Below are 17,294 nucleotides of genomic sequence, written 5' to 3' on the forward strand. Positions count from 1 at the left end.
TCTCCTAGTCGCGAAGGGCGAGGGTGTGAAGACGAAGTGTGGACGTGCGAGTCGCGAGCAGCACGCACGCGAAAACTGCCGCCGGAACAAGCAGCCACGCAACCCACGGATTTGGCATGAGGGAGATTCCGGGGGCACCCATCTGCCCCATGACGAGCCGGAACAGGGGTTGGGTGGCGAGGGAGGCGAGGGCCACGCCCGCGGCAACGCCCACAATTCCGACGCTTGCTAACTGCACCATGTGCATGCGCGTGAGCGCGGTGTTTCTCATCCCGAGTGCCGTGAGTGAGGCGAGTTCACGCCCGCTGCGCGCGATGAGAAGCACCACGAAAAGGGCGACGATGAGGAATGTTTGCCCAAGCGCGATCGCCGCCGCGATCCACGTGACGGTGCGCAGCTGCGCGATCGCGCCGCCCATCGTTTGCGAGGCGTAATCCGCCATGTGCGTGACCCGCGCTCCGGGGAACTCGTGCGAGAGCCTCGCGGCAACGGCGTTGGCATCCTCACCGGGGGCGAGGCGCACGTACACGAGCTCCGCGAGGGGCCTGGTGGGGGCAGCAAATGCCGCCTTTGCGGTCATGCCGCCATTCGTGATGTCTTGGTACACCCCGGAGATCCGCAGCCGTCGGACCTCACCCTCGCCGCGAAGCGTGACCGTTTCGCCCACGCTCGCGTCGAGCGCCTTCGCTTCGTTCACGGAAAGAGAGATCTCCGATGCGCTCGCGGGCGCGGCGCCCTCCTGATAGGTGAGCGGAAAGGCCGCGTGGTCACCTACCTCAACGAGCACGCTTTCCCACTCGCCTTCGGGGTTTTGGGCCTCGAAGCGGCCCGTGGTGAGATGCGCGGTCTCGGTGACCGCGGGATCGGTTGCGAGGCGCGAGAGGAGGGATGCGGGAGATTCGGCGTTCTCACGCACATCGATCCGCAAGTCCGCAGAGCCCACGCCGAGATAGGTGGCGAACTGCGGGTTCGCGAAGGTCGCGGCAATGTTTGCGGGCACGATGATCGCGAAAGCGCTGAGGGCGATCACGGCGATGAGCAGCAGATTTTGAGGATTGAGCGCGCCGCGTACGCCAAGAAAATCGGGAACTGTGAGGCGTGTGCGGGCAAGCTGCCACCGCGGCGCGTGTCGAACTCGCCGGCGCGTGTTTCCCGTGCGCAGCGCTTCTGCGGCCGACATTGTGGCGATGCGACGCATGAGCAGCCAGCATGAAGCCACGATCGCGAGGGTTCCCAAGGTTGCTACGCCTACCGGGGCCGCCACGAGCGCCACGTGGAAGTGAGGTTTACCGATGTACATGAGCACGCCCCGGCTTGCGAGGGTTCCAAGCGGGAACGAAATGAGAAGGCCCGCGAGCGCACCCGCCGCGGTGAGAGCCGCGTACTTGAGAATGAAAAGACCCTTGAGTTTTCCGATCGGTGCGCCGATTGCTTTGAGCGTCGCGATCTCCGCCATATCGGTGTGGAAGGCCGCGAGGAAAGCGAAGCGCAGGGCGAGGAGGGCAATCACGATCAGCAGCCCCGCGATGAGGGTGGCGACGATCGCGAGGAGCAGTGCGCTGAGCGCATTCATGAGCGCGAAGATCGTGGAATCAACCATGACGCCTTGTGCGGGAAGTCCCGCGTGGATGTAGGCGTCTTTGACCTCCTGGAGGCTCGCGCCTTCCTTGAGCTGGAATTCGATGAGGTATTCGGGCTCGAGGTGTGCGCGGGCGGCCTCGAAGTCGCTTTCGTTGACGACCAGGCGCTTCGAGGTGACCATCGATGGGTTCATTTGGGCATCGCGTGCAAACCCGGCAACCGTCAGAACTTGTTGTGTGCCCCCGAGCTCAAGCGTGACCGTGTCTCCCTTTTTCGCGAGATTCTCCGCCTCGTAGTACACGGGAAGCCACACGTCGCCGGGGGAGGGGGCCACGCGGTTGCCGTGTTCGTCGAGGAGCAGGTCGAAGCGCTCGGGGGAGGTGACGAGGGCGGGCTCGAGTACGGAATTGGCCTGGTTCTCGCCCGCGATCGTGAGGCGTGCTGTGGGAACCGGAAGGGTTTCCATGACGTCGGTGTCGGCGATGCCCGATTGGGTGCGCGCCCACGCGGTGATGTCGTGAGGATTGAGGGGACCGGCGTGCATTTGAACGATGTCGGGAGGGCGGGAATCGGCCCAGAAGCTCTCGAGGGCAACGGCAGTGCGGGAGAGAAGAACGGCGCTTGTGCACGCGAGGAGGGAAGCGACGGCAACGATCGCAAAGAGCACGAGCGAAACTACACGGTTGCGCCGGAGATCGGCGCGCAAGAGGCGCCAGAGCATTGGTCCCCCTGGAGGTTGCGGTAGTACTTCCAGTGTAGTGCTCGGACCCGCGCCGCAGGTCCCGAATGAAGGTGGAAATAACGGCGTGAGACCCCTCTGTTTCAGTGGCGCCTAGGAAGTTTTCTCTACTCGAGAAGGGGGGGGGCAGGGTGGCGGCGGGGCGCCGGTAGCTGTACTGTAAATGAGAACAGTTACCATTCGAGGAGGGGTTCATGCGGATTCTCCGCTCCACCTGCGCCACGCTCGCGGCTTTCACGCTCGCCCTCGCGCCCGCCTTTGCGGGGCCCGACGACGACCGTACGGTCCAGACGAACGCGCATATCGACGCGCCCAAGGTCTTTTGGGACAAAGACGCCAAGACATTCCAGATCAACTCCCAATCCAACGGGAAAACACTCCCGCTGGACAAGACCACCAACTGGGTTGGACGTGGCTACCAGGACGACGGCACGCAAAGCTACATCTTTGACGTGACGAAGGATCCGCGCCTCGCGTTCCTCGGAAAGGAAGGCGACCACCTCTACATGGCGCCTCACAGTCCCGGGCCGGGCAACACCCCGATCTGGTCAGGGTTCGGCGCCGACACGGCAGTGCCCATCGAAGAGTTCCAGGACGAGAACTTCACCATCGAGCTGACGGGCTTCAACGGCCCCGGCGAGATGAACATGTTCAACTACTCGAGCTACGGCAACCTGCCGGTCACGCATCTGTTCTCCTCGCACGATCACAACTCGCGCGCCGTGTGGCTCGACCCGGGCACGCACACCCACAACTTCACGACCTTCACGAAACCTGGCCGGTACGAGGTCACCTACGAGGCGAGTGCCCGGAAGTCCGACGGCACCTTCACCTCCTCGAAGCCCACCACGCTCGTGTGGCGCGTGGGTGGCACCAACCCCGCCGACGAAAAGCTCGGCGACGTCAAGACGGCCTACGACAAGGCTGCTGGAGTGACCGGCGAATCCACCCCGACCTTCACCATCGCCCCGCACACCGGCAAGAAGAAGGACGGCGACGAGCGCCTCACCGACCTCACCTTCGATGCCGGCAACGCCGAAGCAGAAGGCACCGTCGTGTTCTACATCGACGGCTACCACCTCGCCGAAGTGCCCGTGAAGGGCGGCAAGGCCACGTGGAGCGAGATGATCGGCTCGCAGAAGTCGACCTTCCAGGCCGTTTTCGTGCCCACGAAGGGCGCTGCTCGCTGGATCAGCGCGCCGCTCACCTCGAGCACTGGCCAAGCAGCTACGTCGACGAAGGACGCGGGCGACCTCCCCACGGAAACCCCCGACTCTGTCGCAACCGGCTTCCCCAAGGGAGAGGTAAAGGTCAGGTCACGCGACGTTTCGGTGAGCGCGAAGGCCGGCGACAAAGACACCCTGATGAAGCTCTCCACGAAACCTGCCGACGACTCCCTCACCTATCACGTCTCGGGCGGGTTCTACGAAAAGGGCTCCAAGTTCGCGACGTGTGACGTCGATGCCGTCAGTGGCCCTGGCCGCCGAAGCTTCGATATCGACCGCGAAGCATGCATGGGCGACAAGTATGACCTCCGCCTGACCCTCGAGCCGCTTCCGCGTGCCGCAATCGGCAACACCGAAGTCGCGGACTTCGGCCCGGTGACCGCCAAAGGTAAGGAAATCTCGACTCAGTTCTCCGAGAACGGCGCAACGGGCACTCCGGACGCACCGGAGGGCGGGGATGCGTCGGACCCGGGCGCCGGAGATGAAGGGGCCGACGGTTCCCTCCTCAACACCCCCGTGACCATCAACAACGGGCACGTTGACCTGCGCGTCATGGACGTCGACGGAAGCTTCTCCGTCGCCCTCGGAGACGACTCGCGCCAACACGCGAAGAAGTCCGTGCTTCGCACGATCGACTCGACGACGCTCGAGGTCACGAAGCTCGCGAAGGCCAAGCGCGAAGGTAACGTCCTTGCCGATAAGAGCTACGACGTGCTCGGCCCGAAGGGCAGCGAGCTGTATGTTCTCCCGCAGTCCCAGCAGCAGGGCCGGGTGTGGCCGGGCTTCTCGAGCGAAGAACTCGATCGCGACAAATACCCCGAGGGTGCAACGATGACGCTCACCCCCGTCAGCGCCCCCGAAGGCGGTAAGTGGTTCGCGTACACCGAGAACCTCGGCACGATCCAGAAGATGTACGCCACGAGCGAGAAGGCTTCCGACATCCCGCTTCCGCCCGGCACCCACATGCACACCGCGTGGGCATTCACGAAGCCGGGTACGTACACGATCGACGTCACGGCGCACGCTAAGCAGGCGAGTAACGGCGAGCGCAGCGCCGATAACGGGGAGGCTACCGCCAAGACTCAGCGCCTCACCTTCGTAGTGGGCGAGCAGCCGGGTAGCGACCAGGGCGGCGCCGAGGGCCAGGATCCGTCGGGCGAAAACCCGGCCCAGCCGGGCAACCCCGCTGACGGTGCCGGTGACACCGATGGGACCGGAGCCGAAGGCGATCCCGCGGGCGCCGGCGCCTCTGATGCCGGTGGCAGTGCACCCGCAGCTTCCGACGCCGGCGATGCATCCGATGCAGGCGGCGACGATCTACTGGGCGACCTCCCGCGCACAGGCGCGAGCGTTGGCCTGACCGTTGCTGCCGCGAGCGCGCTCGCGGCCGGCGGTGCGGCGCTCACAAGGCGTCGCAAGAACAGCTAAACGCTCACAGCTACAGAAAGGGCCCGCGCTTCTCCAGGGAGGCGCGGGTCCTTCATGCTGCCTCTTCCCGTCTCGGATCCTTTCCCCGTCTCAGGTCATGAAGAAAAGTGGGGTTTGGTGCTGTGTCGGGCCGGGGGCGCCGTCGAATCTTCATAAACAGTGACGGCATTTGGGGGATCGACAAGGTGACGGTTTTTCGGGGGGGGGGGCGGGCCCTTCATGCGCCTCTTCCCGTCTCAGATCATGAAGAAAAGTGGGGTTTGGCGCTGTGTCGGACTGGGAGCGCCGTCGAATCTTCATAAAGAGTGACGGCATTTGGGGGAGTCGGAAGGTGACGGCATTTGGGGAGTTGAGGAGGGGCGGTGTTTCGGGGAGTTGGAAGGTGACGGCTTTTCGGGGGAGTTGGAAGATGGCGATGTTTCGGGGAAACGAGAAAGCGGCGCCACCCGGGGGGAAGGTGGCGCCACTCGGGGCATCGAGGAGAGGGCCGCCGCTAGACGAGCGTCAGACAAGCGTCCGCTTCGTTAGTCGCAGCTGCACGTCTGCACATTCCGCGACCCGCTTCGAGTGGGTCACAACGATCACGCACTTACCGGCTTTCGCCGCGCCCCGCAGAATCTCGATCACCTCTTCCGCCGTGTCCTCGTCGAGGTTGCCCGTCGGCTCGTCCGCGAGAATCACCGGCGCCTTCGATACGAGCGCACGCGCAATCGCGACGCGCTGCTGCTGCCCGCCCGAAAGGCGAAGCACATTGCGGGTCGCCTGGTCCTTCGTGAGACCGAGGTTCTCGAGGCTTTCGACGCCTGCCTTCTTATCCACGAGACGAAGGTTTTCGAGCGGAGTGAGGTAGTCAATCAGGTTGTAGTTCTGAAACACGAGAGAGATCTGCTCGCGGCGATGCTTCGAATACCCCGTCTGTGCGATATCGGTTCCGTTGAACCGCACCGTGCCACCGGTGGGCGCTTCAAGGCCCGCAAGGAGGCTCAACAGAGTGGATTTGCCCGCACCGGATGCGCCGACGATCGCGTAGAGCTTCCCGAGCTCAAAGGTTGTCGAGACGTCCTCGAGAACCCGGCCGCGAGACTGTTCGTAGGTGTAGCTGACGTGATCGAGGTGAAGAATGCTCATGATGTGCTCCTAGCTCATAGAGGCGAGAATTGACTTCGGGCTGCGCCGAAAAACAGGAATAAGAACCGCTGCGACAGCAATGGCGACGATGAGGGCGCCCACGCCAAGCGCAGCCAGGGCCGCGAGCGGACTCGCGGAAGGGGAGAGGGCTTCGAGAACCGGGTCGTGAGAGCGGGCCAGGAGAGCCTCGCTCACGGCATTCGTCGCGAGGAGCCCCAGCCCAAGAGCGAGAATCGCCGCGACGGCTACGAGCGCGCAAATCTCCGTGAGGAACTGACGAAGGATGCTTCCCTTCGACCTTCCAAGGGAGAGCAGAATCCCGATCTCGTGAAGGCGGCCGCGCGCCCAAAACGCGAGCACGAGCACGAGCACCGCGATGCTCACTGCGCTCAGTCCAAGAACGAGCCATGTGAGAAGGCGTTCCACGCCGGCGATCGAGGCAAGGACGGTACGAAACTGCGCCGAATTATCCTCGAGGCTCAGGTGAGGGCGAGCCTTATGCGCCTTCGCGAGCACGGCGGGAAGAGCCTCAGCGCTCGCGGTGCTGTATCGCGCGAGGGTCAACGACGCCGGATCGGTTAGGGGCGACATGTCTTCGGCCGCGGCGAAAATACGGTTCTCGGCGGCGCCCGCAGGAAGGCCGGACGGATTCTCCGCGCGACCGCTAAAGATGCCGGTCACGACGAGACGCACGAGCTTGCCGTCACGTACGAGCGTGATCGCGCTTCCCACCGACAGGTGGTTCTTCGCGGCAAAGTCCTTGTGCACGAGGGCGCCGTGCGACGAAGACTTCAGGTGCTCGCCCTGCTCAAGCGTGAAAAGCTTGCCTTGAAACAGCGGGTTCAACTGCGAATTAGTCGTCGCCGTCGCCGTCATTTCATTCGCGAACTCCGGGTCAAGCTGCACTGCTCCGGCCGCCGTGACGGGACGGTGACCTTTCGGTTTCACCAGAAGATCGGTCTCGTACGCACTTGAGGTCACGCCGGGAAGCGTCGCGAGAGCGTCGGCATCGGTGCGGGCGAGGCTGGCGTCGGAATTCTGCGCCGTGAAACCAGCCCCGACGTTCCGATCGATCGCGCCGCTAATATCGCCCATCGTGGCGCGCACGCCTGATTGCGCCACGAGCCCCGTGAAAATCAAGGTCATGAGCAGGAGAAGAATGATGCTGCGTGCGGGGCGCCTGCGCAGTGAAAGCACGGCGAGGCGCGCCGAAGAAAGGCCTCTCATTTGAGTGCCACCAAAAGCTTCTTCGGGGCCGTGCGAAGCATCGGGAGTGCGGCGAGTAGCACGCATACGATAATGACGACGGCCGCTGCGATCGCGACGTATGCAACATCCTGATTGCCGAGGCTTACGTGCAATGAATCGAGAGTTTTAAGCGCGCTCGACGATTCGAGATCGGCGCCGGCCTGCTGCCCGGGAGCAAAACCATTCTTCGCAGAAGAATTGACGCTTCCCAGCACCGAAGAGCCAATAGATTGCGCGATAAACGTGCTCACGAGAAACGAGAGTCCGATCGCTGGAATGGCGATGAGCCCAAGCTCCATCCAGTACTGGCGCAGCATTCCACCCTTGGTGGTGCCCACCGAAAGGAGCACACCCGTTTCCTTCTTGCGTTCACCGAGCCACAGGAACAGCATGAGGCTCAGAAGCGCAATGGCCAGGACGAACGTTGCGATTTTTGCGCCGTTCATGATCGAGCGAACGCCATCAACCGCACCGGTGATGCCCGCGAGATACTGCGTCGACGGGGCAAGCTGATAGTTGCGCCAGTCGATGCCGAGACGGCTCGCTTCCTCCGCGACCGCCTTGAGCTCAGCGCCCTTCTTCACGAAGAAATTAGCGTCCTGATAAATCTCGGTCTTCGCCGTCCATCCATAGAGCTCGCGCGTCGTGTCAAGATCCGTGAATAGCGTATTGGCGAAAAGCTCGCTGCGCTGGGCAACGGGCCTCGGGTTATCTCCCGAAAAAAGGCCGACGATTTCCGTTTTGACCTCGGTCGTTGACTTGTTCTGGTTATCCACATCGAATTGGTTGCCCTTCACGGTGATCTCATCGCCCACCTTGAGGCCATTTGCTTTCGCGAGATCCTCGTGAATGAGGGCCTTGTGCGAGTCCCCACTTTGCAGGTGGCGGCCTTGCGTGAGGGTGAGCGCCCCACCGCGGAAGCTATTTTCCAGCTCAGAGCCGTTCACGCCCCACACGTTGGCGGCGTTGCCGAACTGCTTTTCCTTTTGCTCGTCGTACTCGTTGTGGTCGAGCTTCTTGACGTTTGCGCCCACAAGATCCGCCGTGACGTTCTGGCGCGCGACGTAGCTGTCGACGTTCTTGAGCTTCGCGATCTTCTCGATATCCGCACCCTTCACGGTGCCTGCGCCGCGGGGTGTTCCCTGATTGAACTGCGGGTTGTTTTGCAGAACGAAGCCCGCGCCCGTGCGCCGATCAACCTGTGCTCCCGCCGCATCGGCAGCGCGCGTCACCGAACCGGTCACCATGAGCGCCGACATCATCGCCGCGAAAATTCCCAAAATAATGAACGACTTGACGCGTTGACGTGAAACGTAGCGCCAGGCCCGGCCGAAAGACGACACGGAACGATCCTTTCCAGAAGGCAACATTAGGTGTTTGAGCCGCCGCATAACAGCGTGCGGCAACGACGAAAGAACCTAACGAAGCAGTCTGGAATGGTTCCCAGCTTGGGGTGGGAAAGCCCGGTGAGAGCGGCAGCTCCTCGGGGAAAACTCCGGGATCGAAACGGGTAAAAAGTCCCGAAATCTGCCCTTTTTCTGCGAGAACTCGGGCGATCCCGGATCAATCCCCTAAAACGCCGCGGGAGAGTGAGGTGTGACTAGTCGAGGAAGCCGCGAAGAAGCGCCTCGGTTCCCGCGAGGTGTTCCTCCATCTCGACCGAGGCGACATCCGGCCGTCCGCGAAGAATGGCCTGGACGATCCTTTGATGCTGCTCGCACGAATGCTCAATATTGGGCTGGAGCAGGGGGATCTGGTCAAGAAGCTCGTTGACCCGCATGCGGATATCGGCGAGAACCGGGACGAGGGAGGGAGCGTCAACGAGCTCCCCCATGAGCAGGTGCAGACGCGTGTCGTACTTGCGGTAGTCAGCCAGGTCGGCACCCTGGCATTCCTCGTGGGCGCGCCAAAGCCGTTCGCGGCTTTCGCGTGAAAGCTCTTGGCGGGCGAGCCTGCGCACGATCCCTACCTCGACCACCGCCCGAAGAGCGAGAGTGTCGATGATGGACGCGACGCGACTCGAGGTCTCCGAAAGCGCGCTCGAGGTGGGAAGCGGATTCTTTGCGAACGTCCCGCCGTAGCGGCCCCGTTTCGCTTCGAGGTAACCCGCCTCAACGAGAGCCGAGATCGCCTCGCGAACGGTGTCGCGCGAAACCCCAAGCATCGAGGCGAGCTCGCGCTCCGGAGGAAGCTTTTCCCCCGGAGCAACGAGCCCAAGTTTGAGCGATTGAACAAGCCTGTGCACGGTCCCCTCGAAAGCGTTCGAGGCCGCTCCTGGCTTCAACAGAACCCAGGAGTTCAGCACGGGGGCGGGATCAGGCAGCTCAGTCATCGCTCAACATCTTGTCACAAGCATCGCGACTCAGAGCGGCGTGACGTAGGCGGCGCTCAGGCCGCCATCAACGAGGAACGTCGAGGCCGTGATGAACGAAGCGTCGTCACTCGCGAGGAACGCCACCGAAGCAGCCAATTCCTTCGCATCGCCGAAGCGGCCCACGGGCACGTGCACGAGGCGACGCTGCGCACGTTCGGGGTCCTTCGCGAAAAGCTCCTGAAGAAGAGGAGTGGCCACGGGCCCCGGGCACAGGGCGTTGACGCGAATGCCCTGACGGGCGAACTGCACGCCGAGCTCGCGCGTCATCGCGAGCACCCCACCCTTGGAGGCCGTGTAGGAAATCTGCGAGGTCGCCGAGCCCATCACCGCCACGAAGCTAGCCGTGTTGATGATCGAACCGGACTGCTGCTTCGTCATGTGGCGAAGCGCTGCGCGCGAGCACAGGTAAACCGATTTCAGGTTGACGTCCTGCACCTTCTCCCACGCGGGAAGCTCGGTTGTTTCAATCGAATCGTCATCCGCGGGCGAAATCCCGGCGTTGTTGAAGGCAATATCGACCGAGCCGTACACGCGAGCTGCTTCGTCGAACAGGTGGTTGACCTGCTCTTCGCTCGTGACGTTCGTTTCGACGAAGAGGCCGCCGACCTCCTTGGCAGCCGCCTCGCCGTTTGTCGCATCGAGATCGCCGATGACGACCGTGGCGCCTTCGGCCGCGAACCGGCGGGCGGTCGCAAGCCCGATGCCGGAGCTGCCGCCCGTAATCACGGCGACCTTGCCCTTCAGGCGTTCGGTGAGATCAATCTTGTCGATAGTCGTCTCTGACATGTCAAAACCTTTCTACAAGGGGTGGATGATGGCTAGTCCTGCGCGAAAAAGACATTCTTGGTTTCGGTGAAGGCGAGGGGAGCGTCGGGCCCTTGTTCCCTGCCTAGACCGGACTGCTTGAACCCGCCGAACGGCGTGGAGTACCGCACCGACGAGTGGGAGTTGACGGAGAGGTTTCCCGCCTCGACCCCGCGCGACACGCGAAGCGCGCGGCCGATGTCGCGAGTCCAGATCGACCCCGAAAGCCCGTACTCGGTGTCGTTTGCGAGGGCGAGCGCATCGGCCTCGTCCTCGAACGGCAGCACGGTGACGACGGGGCCGAAAATCTCCTCGTGAACCGTCCGGTGCGTGCGCTCGGGCGTGAGCACGGTGGGCGGGAACCAGAAGCCGGGGCCCGACGGTGCACTCCCTCTAAAGGCGACAAGCGATTCGTCGTCCACGTATCCGGTGACCTTGTCGAGGTGGGCTTTCGCCACGAGCGGCCCCATTTCGGTGTCGTCCTTCGCGGGGTCACCAACCCGGAACTCCTTGACGGCGGGCTCGAAGAGCTCCATGAACTTCTCGTACACGGACTTTTCGACGAGGATCCGTGAGCGCGAGCAGCAATCCTGCCCGGCGTTGTCGAAAACCCCCGCGGGAGCTGCGGCGGCTGCCTTCTCGAGATCGGAATCGGCAAACACGATGTTCGCGTTCTTTCCGCCGAGTTCGAGCGTGAGGGTCTTGACCTGTTCGGCGCAGCCACGCATGATCGTCTTTCCCGTTGCCGTTGAGCCGGTGAACACGACTTTTCGCACGTCGGGATGTGTGACGAACCGGTTGCCGACGACCGACCCTTTGCCGGGAAGAACCGTGAGAAGGTCCTCGGGAAGGCCGGCCTCGAGGGCGAGCTCGGCAATGCGGATCGCCGTGAGTGGTGTCCATTCGGCGGGCTTGAGAACCACGGCGCAGCCAGCCGCGAGCGCGGGTGCGAAGCCCCACGCGGCGATTGGCATGGGGAAGTTCCACGGGGTGATGATGCCGACGACGCCCACCGCCTCATGGAACGTTACGTTCACGCCGCCCTCGACGGGAATCTGCTCGCCGATGAGCCTTTCGGGCGCTGCTGCGTAGTACTCGAGGACATTCGCAACGTTTTGCGCTTCCCACCGGGCTTGCCCAATGGGGTGGCCGGCATTGGCAACCTCGATCTGGGCGAGCTCCTCGTTGTGCTCGGCGACGATGCGGGCAAAACTCCGTAGAACCTGTGCTCGCGCGGCTGGAGCGGTGGCCGCCCAGCGCTTTTGTGCAACGACGGCCTTGGCGATGGCGTCGTCAGTCGCTTCGACGTCGACGAGCTCGATGCTGCGAATGAACTCCTCGGTCGCGGGGTTGATGATGTCGAACGTAGTCATGGGCGCTCCTTAGAGGTATGGGGCGTAGCATTGACGAGGGCTTCGAAGAGTCTGCGGTCGTCGCTTTGCTGTTCGGGATGCCATTGGACGGCAAGGAAGAAGCCCCGTGCTGATGGGGACTCGAGGGCCTGGATGGTGCCGTCGGACGTGCGGGCGGTGACCGTGAGACCGCTGCCAACCTTCGCTACCGCCTGATGGTGGTACACGGGGATATCGTGCGCGCTGCCGCCGAGGATGCTCGCGAGCGTCGAGCCATCGGTGATCTCGATGTCCACCGAGCCGAACACGCCCGGGGCAGGCTGGTATTGATCCGAGCCCACGACGTCGGGCAGGTGCTGGATAAGCGTTCCCGAGTGGACGGTGTTGACGATCTGCATGCCGCGACAGATCGCGAGCAAGGGCAGCCCGGTGCTGCATGCCGCCTCGTACAGAGCGATTTCCCACTCGTCGCGATCATCGCGCGGCGCCCCGGTCCTCTCGTGCGGCTGCTCGCCATACCGAGCCGGGTTGACGTCGGCCCCGCCCGCGAGGATGAGCCCGTCTAGGCGGGCGAGGACCTGGGCAGCGCGTTCGTGTTCCGACGGTTGCGGGGGCAACAGGACGGGCACGCCTCCAGCATCGAGGACCGCCTGAAGGTAGGCCTCGTGCAGGAAGGATGCGCGCGTATCCCATACCCCGCACGTGGCAGATTCGAGGTATGTCGAGATACCGATGATGGGTGCGCTAGCCACGTTCGAAGCCCCTCACGCGCTCCCAATCCGTGACGGCGGCATCGAACGCCTCGAGTTCGACCCGGGCAGCCCGCGTGTAGTGCTCGACGACGTCTTCGCCGAAGGCGGCATGGGCAATCTCGGAGTTTTCGAACAGGTCGGCGGCCTCGCGGAGCGTCGTCGGCACCCTCGGCTTGTCACTTTCGTAGCCGTTGCCCACGAGCTCGTCCTCGAGGGAGAGCTCGTTGTCGATGCCGTGGAGACCCGCGGCGATCATCGCGGCCATCGCGAGATATTGATTGACGTCGCCGCCGGGAATGCGGTTCTCGAAGCGTAGCGATTTGCCGTGGCCCACGACTCGGAAGGCACACGAGCGGTTGTCGAGGCCCCACGCGAGTGTGGTCGGTGCGAATGTGCCGGGCTGATAGCGCTTGTAAGAGTTGATGTTGGGGGCGAACATGAGGGCGAGTTCGCGCGCCGCGGCGATCTGCCCCGCGAGGAACTGATCCATGATGACGCTGCGCCCGCCTTCGCGGGATTCATCGGCGAACACGGGGTTGTCGTCCTTGTCGCGCAGGCTCATGTGGATGTGGCACGAGTTGCCTTCGCGCTGGTTGAACTTCGCCATGAAGGTGATGGACTTGCCGTGTCTTTCGGCGATCTCCTTGGCGCCCGTGCGGTAGAGGCTGTGGTTGTCGCACGTGGTAAGCACGTCGTCGTAAAGGAAAGCGATCTCTTGCTGGCCGGGGTTGCATTCGCCTTTGACGCCCTCGCAGTACATGCCGGCGGCATCCATGGAGTTGCGGATGTCGCGAAGAAGCGGTTCGAGGCGCGTGGAGGCCTGGATGTCGTAGTCGGTGTTGTAGTCGCTTGCGGGGGTGAGGTCGTTGTAGCCCTTGGCCCACGCTTCACGGTAGGTGTCGTCGAAAATCAGGAATTCGAGTTCCGTCGCGCCCATGCACGTCCAGCCGCGCTCCTCGAGGCGAGCGCGCTGCTTCTTGAGGACACTGCGCGGGGCGGGGCCGACTTCCTCGCCCGAGGTCGTGAGGAGGTCCGCGGTGACCTGTGCGGAGCCCTCGATCCACGGGACCTGGCGCAGCGTGGCCAAGTCTGGCTTCATGACCATGTCGCCGTAGCCGCTCTTCCAGCTGGAGATCTTGTAGCCGTCCACCGTGTTGTTGTCGATGTCGACGGCGAGGAGGTAATTGCAGCACTCGGCTCCGTGTTCGGCGACGGAGTCGAGAAAGAGGCGAGCGGAGATGCGCTTGCCTACGAGTCGGCCTTGCATGTCCGTGAATCCGAGAATCACGGTGTCGATATCGCCGGCGTGGATGCGGTTGGTGAGTTCTGAGAACGTCAGCATTCCTTCGTTGCCTGACATGGAAGCTCCTCATTGTGCTTCGGTGTGGCCTGGCGGGGCCCTTACGTGGCGATGCAAGCCATTGACTAAACATCGGTCTGGCAACCATTAGACCACATGGTGTGAGCTATGCAACCCGAAAGTCTGGCAAAGTTCTGGGTGTTCTGGGTTGATTGTCTACAACTCACGTCAATAAATTTCTACAAAAGCGTGGAAATCCAACCATTAGGCGAGTAGTGTGGGGCAGCACACACGAGTCAACGTGGTCTCGTCACTACGGAAGGTATGCAATGGCTGATCAAAGCGATCGTCAATCTCCTCAACGCGCGGCAGCATCACCTGCCTCGCCCTCCACGCAATCGGGGGAAGTCACCAAGGTCGGTGGCGTTACCTATCGAACGGCGGATACCGAATATTTTGAAAAACGTCAGCTCAAGCGCGCGGCCGGCATTTTCGGACTCTGGGGCCTCGCGGTCGGCGCGGTCGTTTCCGGTAACTTTTCCGGCTGGAACTTCGGCGTGGATTTCGCGGGCTTCGGCGGGATGCTCATCGCCTACGCGATTCTCATCGTCATGTACTACGGCCTCATCTTCTCGATCAACGAAATGGCCGCCGCCATGCCCCACACCGGAGGCGCGTACTCGTTCGCGAGAGCGGCGATGGGGCCCTACGCAGGCTTCGTGACGGGCCTTGCCGAAACAATCGAGTACGTCGCAACAACCGCCGTGATCGTCTACTTCTCCTCGGGCTACGCCGACGCGGTCGTATCGCAACTCCTCGGTGTTGACCTGCCAAAACCCGTGTGGTGGCTCATCCTCTACACGATCTTCGTGGCGCTGAACTCCTCGGGCGCAGCGGTATCGTTCAGGTTCGCCATCCTGGTGTCGATCATTTCGATCGTGATCCTGCTCGTCTTTAGTGCGATGGCGCTGTTCTCCGGCGCTTTCTCATGGGATTCACTCTTCAACATCGTTCCCGACGCAGGCGGTTCGGCCTTCCTGCCCCACGGTTTCCTCCCGATCCTGTTCGCGCTGCCCTTTGCCATGTGGTTCTTCCTCGGCATCGAGGAGCTGCCGCTCGCAGCCGAAGAGGCCCACAACCCCGTCCGCGACATTCCCAAGGCGGCACTGTGGGCGCGCTTCACACTCGTCGTCACCGGCCTTCTCGTGCTCGTTCTGAACACCGGCGTGCTCGGCGCGGAAACGACCGCCGGGGCAAGCGAACCCCTCCTCGACGGCTTCCGCGCGATCGTAGGCGACGGCCTCGCTGCCGTCCTCGCACTCTTCGCTCTCGTGGGCTTGCTTGCCTCGCTTCAAGGCATCATGTTCGCCTACGGGCGCAACATGTATTCGCTCTCGCGTGCGGGCTACTACCCGAAGTTCCTTTCGCTCACGGGGCGCACGCAGACGCCGTGGGTTGCCCTTATCGCCGGCGCCGTCATCGGTTTTTGCGCCCTTGTGGGCGTCGATCTTGCCGGTGGTGAGGGTGGAATCGCCGGTGCGGTTGTCCTCAACATCGCTGCCTGGGGTGCCGTCGTCGCCTACCTCATGCAAATGGTGTCGTTCCTCGTGCTGCGCAAGCGATTCCCGAACGCGAAGCGTCCCTACAAATCGCCGTGGGGAAACTTTGGTGCGATCATCGCCGCCGTTATCTCCGCGCTCATCTTCCTGGGCTTCCTCCTCAACCCCGACTACCTGCCCGCGATCATCGCGATCATCGTGATCTACGCGGTCATGCTCATTACCTTCTGGCTGTGGGGCCGCCACCGGCTCATTATGAGTCCCGAAGAGGAGTACGCGCTCTCGGGAGGCCTCGACGTCGTGAACCTCGACGACCTCGTGGATGACGGTGAACTCAGCGATCAGCCCAGTGAGAGCGAGGCCGCACCCGCTCGAGACTAGGTCTCAACGGGCGGTCCTCATTCTTTCCTCACGGGCGTCTCTCATTCTTTGCTCATACGAAACGGTCCGGGGAAGCCCTGCGGCTTCCCCGGACCGTCCATGAGGTTCACGCGCGGTTAGAACCCGGTGCGCGTGGCCTTCGGGTAGTACTTCCGGAACTTCTGCACCTGGCGGAGACCCGAAGCGAGAGCGAAGCCCCTCATCCATGCACCCTCCGGGGCGTAGCGGTAGGGGTTGTCCACGCCGTGGGCACGAACGGCGGAATCGAGTTGAGCGCGCAGCTCGGGTTCGGTGACGTAGTGCTTCACGAGGCGCGTGGGGAGGATCGAGTAGAGGTGCTGCTCCTCGGCGCGCACACGCTCAAGGGGAGCGTTGTCGATGAGGTCCGCGACAATGTGCTCGGGGTAGGAGCCGCCTGCGGCGGTGACGTAGTGGTTGTTGCGCCCGAGCCGCGGATTGAGTTCGAGGAAGTAGGCCGTTCCGTTGCGCGGGTCGACCTTGAGGTCAACGTTGGCGAAGCCGACGTAGTCCACGTGGTCGAGGAGTTTTTCGAACTGCGCGACGATTCCGCGGTGAGGACCGGTGAGCATCGCTGCGGGGCGTCCAAGCGCATCGGGTGTGTGCTCGCCGAGCAGCACCTGCGCCGCGCATGTGAGCGTCACGTCCCCCGAGCGCGAGCGATAGCCGGTGATCGAGTATTCGGAGGTGTCATCACCCTCGATGAGCTCCTGGAAAAGGAAGCGCCCCGTGAAGCCAGCGTCCCCGAGTTTTGCCACGAGTTCCTTGTATTCGGCTTGCGACTTGAGCACGAATACTTTGCGCTTGCCGGGGAATTTGACGCGCGAATAGTCGGCGGTGTTCGCGGGTTTGCCGATGATCGGGTAGGCCCAGGGAAGTTGCTCGGGCGCGTCGAAATCGGCCCCGCCGTACCGGGAGAAGTCCACGACTTCAGTGGGGATCGTCGGAATGTCGAGCTCGTTGCACGCTTCTTGGAAGTGGGCTTTATCGGCCAGTGTCGCGAGGGAAGCGGAATCGACTTGCGCGAGAAGGTAGTGCTCCTCGAGCTCGGCCCGGTACGTGTCGATGAAGGAGATGAACGAATCGGCATTCGCGAGCATGAGGGTAGGTCGCTTGACGGGTTTGTCTTTCGCGAGCTGAACGAGCGCGTCCTTGAGATCGCACTCGCTTGCCTCGGCACCGATAGCGACGTGAGCGCTTGTGACAGTGCGTTCGTTCATCGCGATGGGGGTGCGCATCACGGTGAGTGAACGCATGCCGTAGGCCTTGTGAAAGGCAATCGAGACGTTGAGCGAGTTGAGGCCCGCGCCGAGGATCACGACATCGAACTCCGTGCCGCCTTTGCTGATCCCCGGTGTGGGGCCGGGCTGGGAGACAGTGAGGTTCGAGATGGCCACGTGAAAC

General features: G+C 63.0%; 12 protein-coding genes. 2 read left to right on the forward strand and 10 right to left on the reverse strand.

Annotated features, from left to right (window positions below):
• Nucleotides 1-4: 4 nt before the first annotated feature.
• A complete protein-coding gene (locus HMPREF1484_RS03200) occupies nucleotides 5-2,302 on the reverse strand; it encodes an ABC transporter permease (protein ID WP_016663587.1) in 2,298 nt (765 codons plus the stop codon).
• 212 nt (nucleotides 2,303-2,514) lie between these two features.
• Between HMPREF1484_RS03200 and HMPREF1484_RS03205 the strand changes: the two genes are divergently transcribed.
• Nucleotides 2,515-4,974, forward strand: a complete 2,460-nt coding sequence (locus HMPREF1484_RS03205) for a choice-of-anchor M domain-containing protein (RefSeq protein WP_016663588.1) — start codon at nucleotides 2,515-2,517, stop codon at nucleotides 4,972-4,974.
• Between the two features lie 504 nt (nucleotides 4,975-5,478).
• Here the strand turns inward: HMPREF1484_RS03205 and HMPREF1484_RS03210 are convergent.
• The 8 genes from HMPREF1484_RS03210 to HMPREF1484_RS03245 form a co-directional block, all read right to left on the reverse strand.
• The gene (locus HMPREF1484_RS03210; protein ID WP_016663589.1) at nucleotides 5,479-6,102 is read right to left on the reverse strand and encodes an ABC transporter ATP-binding protein; all 624 of its coding nucleotides are present in this window, start codon (nucleotides 6,100-6,102) and stop codon (nucleotides 5,479-5,481) included.
• Between the two features lie 9 nt (nucleotides 6,103-6,111).
• Nucleotides 6,112-7,329 (reverse strand): ABC transporter permease, encoded by a 1,218-nt coding sequence (locus HMPREF1484_RS03215; protein ID WP_016663590.1) that lies wholly within the window; start codon nucleotides 7,327-7,329, stop codon nucleotides 6,112-6,114.
• Nucleotides 7,326-8,693, reverse strand: a complete 1,368-nt coding sequence (locus tag HMPREF1484_RS03220) for an ABC transporter permease (RefSeq protein ID WP_016663591.1) — start codon at nucleotides 8,691-8,693, stop codon at nucleotides 7,326-7,328. Before HMPREF1484_RS03220 ends, HMPREF1484_RS03215 begins: the two co-directional genes overlap by 4 nt.
• A gap of 257 nt (nucleotides 8,694-8,950) precedes the next feature.
• Entirely contained in the window at nucleotides 8,951-9,682 is a 732-nt protein-coding gene (locus HMPREF1484_RS03225; protein WP_016663592.1) for a FadR/GntR family transcriptional regulator, read from the reverse strand.
• Nucleotides 9,683-9,712: 30 nt separating this feature from the next.
• Nucleotides 9,713-10,510: a 3-oxoacyl-ACP reductase gene (locus tag HMPREF1484_RS03230; protein ID WP_016663593.1), complete on the reverse strand. Its 798-nt coding sequence runs from the start codon at nucleotides 10,508-10,510 to the stop codon at nucleotides 9,713-9,715.
• A 32-nt stretch (nucleotides 10,511-10,542) separates the two neighbouring features.
• Nucleotides 10,543-11,901, reverse strand: coding sequence for an aldehyde dehydrogenase (locus HMPREF1484_RS03235; RefSeq protein WP_016663594.1), 1,359 nt, complete (start codon nucleotides 11,899-11,901; stop codon nucleotides 10,543-10,545).
• Nucleotides 11,898-12,632 (reverse strand): gamma-glutamyl-gamma-aminobutyrate hydrolase family protein, encoded by a 735-nt coding sequence (locus HMPREF1484_RS03240; protein ID WP_016663595.1) that lies wholly within the window; start codon nucleotides 12,630-12,632, stop codon nucleotides 11,898-11,900. Before HMPREF1484_RS03240 ends, HMPREF1484_RS03235 begins: the two co-directional genes overlap by 4 nt.
• On the reverse strand, nucleotides 12,625-13,992 hold the full coding sequence (locus HMPREF1484_RS03245) for a glutamine synthetase family protein (protein ID WP_016663596.1): 1,368 nt from the start codon (nucleotides 13,990-13,992) through the stop codon (nucleotides 12,625-12,627). The genes HMPREF1484_RS03240 and HMPREF1484_RS03245 overlap by 8 nt, the downstream gene beginning before the upstream one ends.
• A 269-nt stretch (nucleotides 13,993-14,261) precedes the next feature.
• On the opposite strand from HMPREF1484_RS03245, the gene HMPREF1484_RS03250 reads away from it, so the two are divergent.
• Nucleotides 14,262-15,872 carry an amino acid permease gene (locus HMPREF1484_RS03250; protein ID WP_016663597.1) on the forward strand — a complete coding sequence of 537 codons (1,611 nt, stop codon included), beginning with the start codon at nucleotides 14,262-14,264 and terminating at the stop codon, nucleotides 15,870-15,872.
• A 116-nt stretch (nucleotides 15,873-15,988) separates the two neighbouring features.
• Here HMPREF1484_RS03250 and HMPREF1484_RS03255 read toward each other — a convergent pair whose 3' ends face one another.
• Entirely contained in the window at nucleotides 15,989-17,287 is a 1,299-nt protein-coding gene (locus HMPREF1484_RS03255) for a hypothetical protein (RefSeq protein WP_016663598.1), read from the reverse strand.
• Nucleotides 17,288-17,294: the final 7 nt, after the last annotated feature.

Source organism: Dermabacter sp. HFH0086, from assembly GCF_000413375.1.
Classification (GTDB): Bacteria; Actinomycetota; Actinomycetes; order Actinomycetales; family Dermabacteraceae; genus Dermabacter; species Dermabacter hominis.

Bases quoted from the DNA above. Each gene is read 5' to 3' on its own strand.
- HMPREF1484_RS03200 (WP_016663587.1), bottom strand. From the start codon at position 2,302: ATGCTCTGGCGCCTCTTGCGCGCCGATCTCCGGCGCAACCGTGTAGTT.
- HMPREF1484_RS03205 (WP_016663588.1), top strand. From the start codon at position 2,515: ATGCGGATTCTCCGCTCCACCTGCGCCACGCTCGCGGCTTTCACGCTC.
- HMPREF1484_RS03210 (WP_016663589.1), bottom strand. From the start codon at position 6,102: ATGAGCATTCTTCACCTCGATCACGTCAGCTACACCTACGAACAGTCT.
- HMPREF1484_RS03215 (WP_016663590.1), bottom strand. From the start codon at position 7,329: ATGAGAGGCCTTTCTTCGGCGCGCCTCGCCGTGCTTTCACTGCGCAGG.
- HMPREF1484_RS03225 (WP_016663592.1), bottom strand. From the start codon at position 9,682: ATGACTGAGCTGCCTGATCCCGCCCCCGTGCTGAACTCCTGGGTTCTG.
- HMPREF1484_RS03230 (WP_016663593.1), bottom strand. From the start codon at position 10,510: ATGTCAGAGACGACTATCGACAAGATTGATCTCACCGAACGCCTGAAG.
- HMPREF1484_RS03235 (WP_016663594.1), bottom strand. From the start codon at position 11,901: ATGACTACGTTCGACATCATCAACCCCGCGACCGAGGAGTTCATTCGC.
- HMPREF1484_RS03245 (WP_016663596.1), bottom strand. From the start codon at position 13,992: ATGTCAGGCAACGAAGGAATGCTGACGTTCTCAGAACTCACCAACCGC.
- HMPREF1484_RS03250 (WP_016663597.1), top strand. From the start codon at position 14,262: ATGGCTGATCAAAGCGATCGTCAATCTCCTCAACGCGCGGCAGCATCA.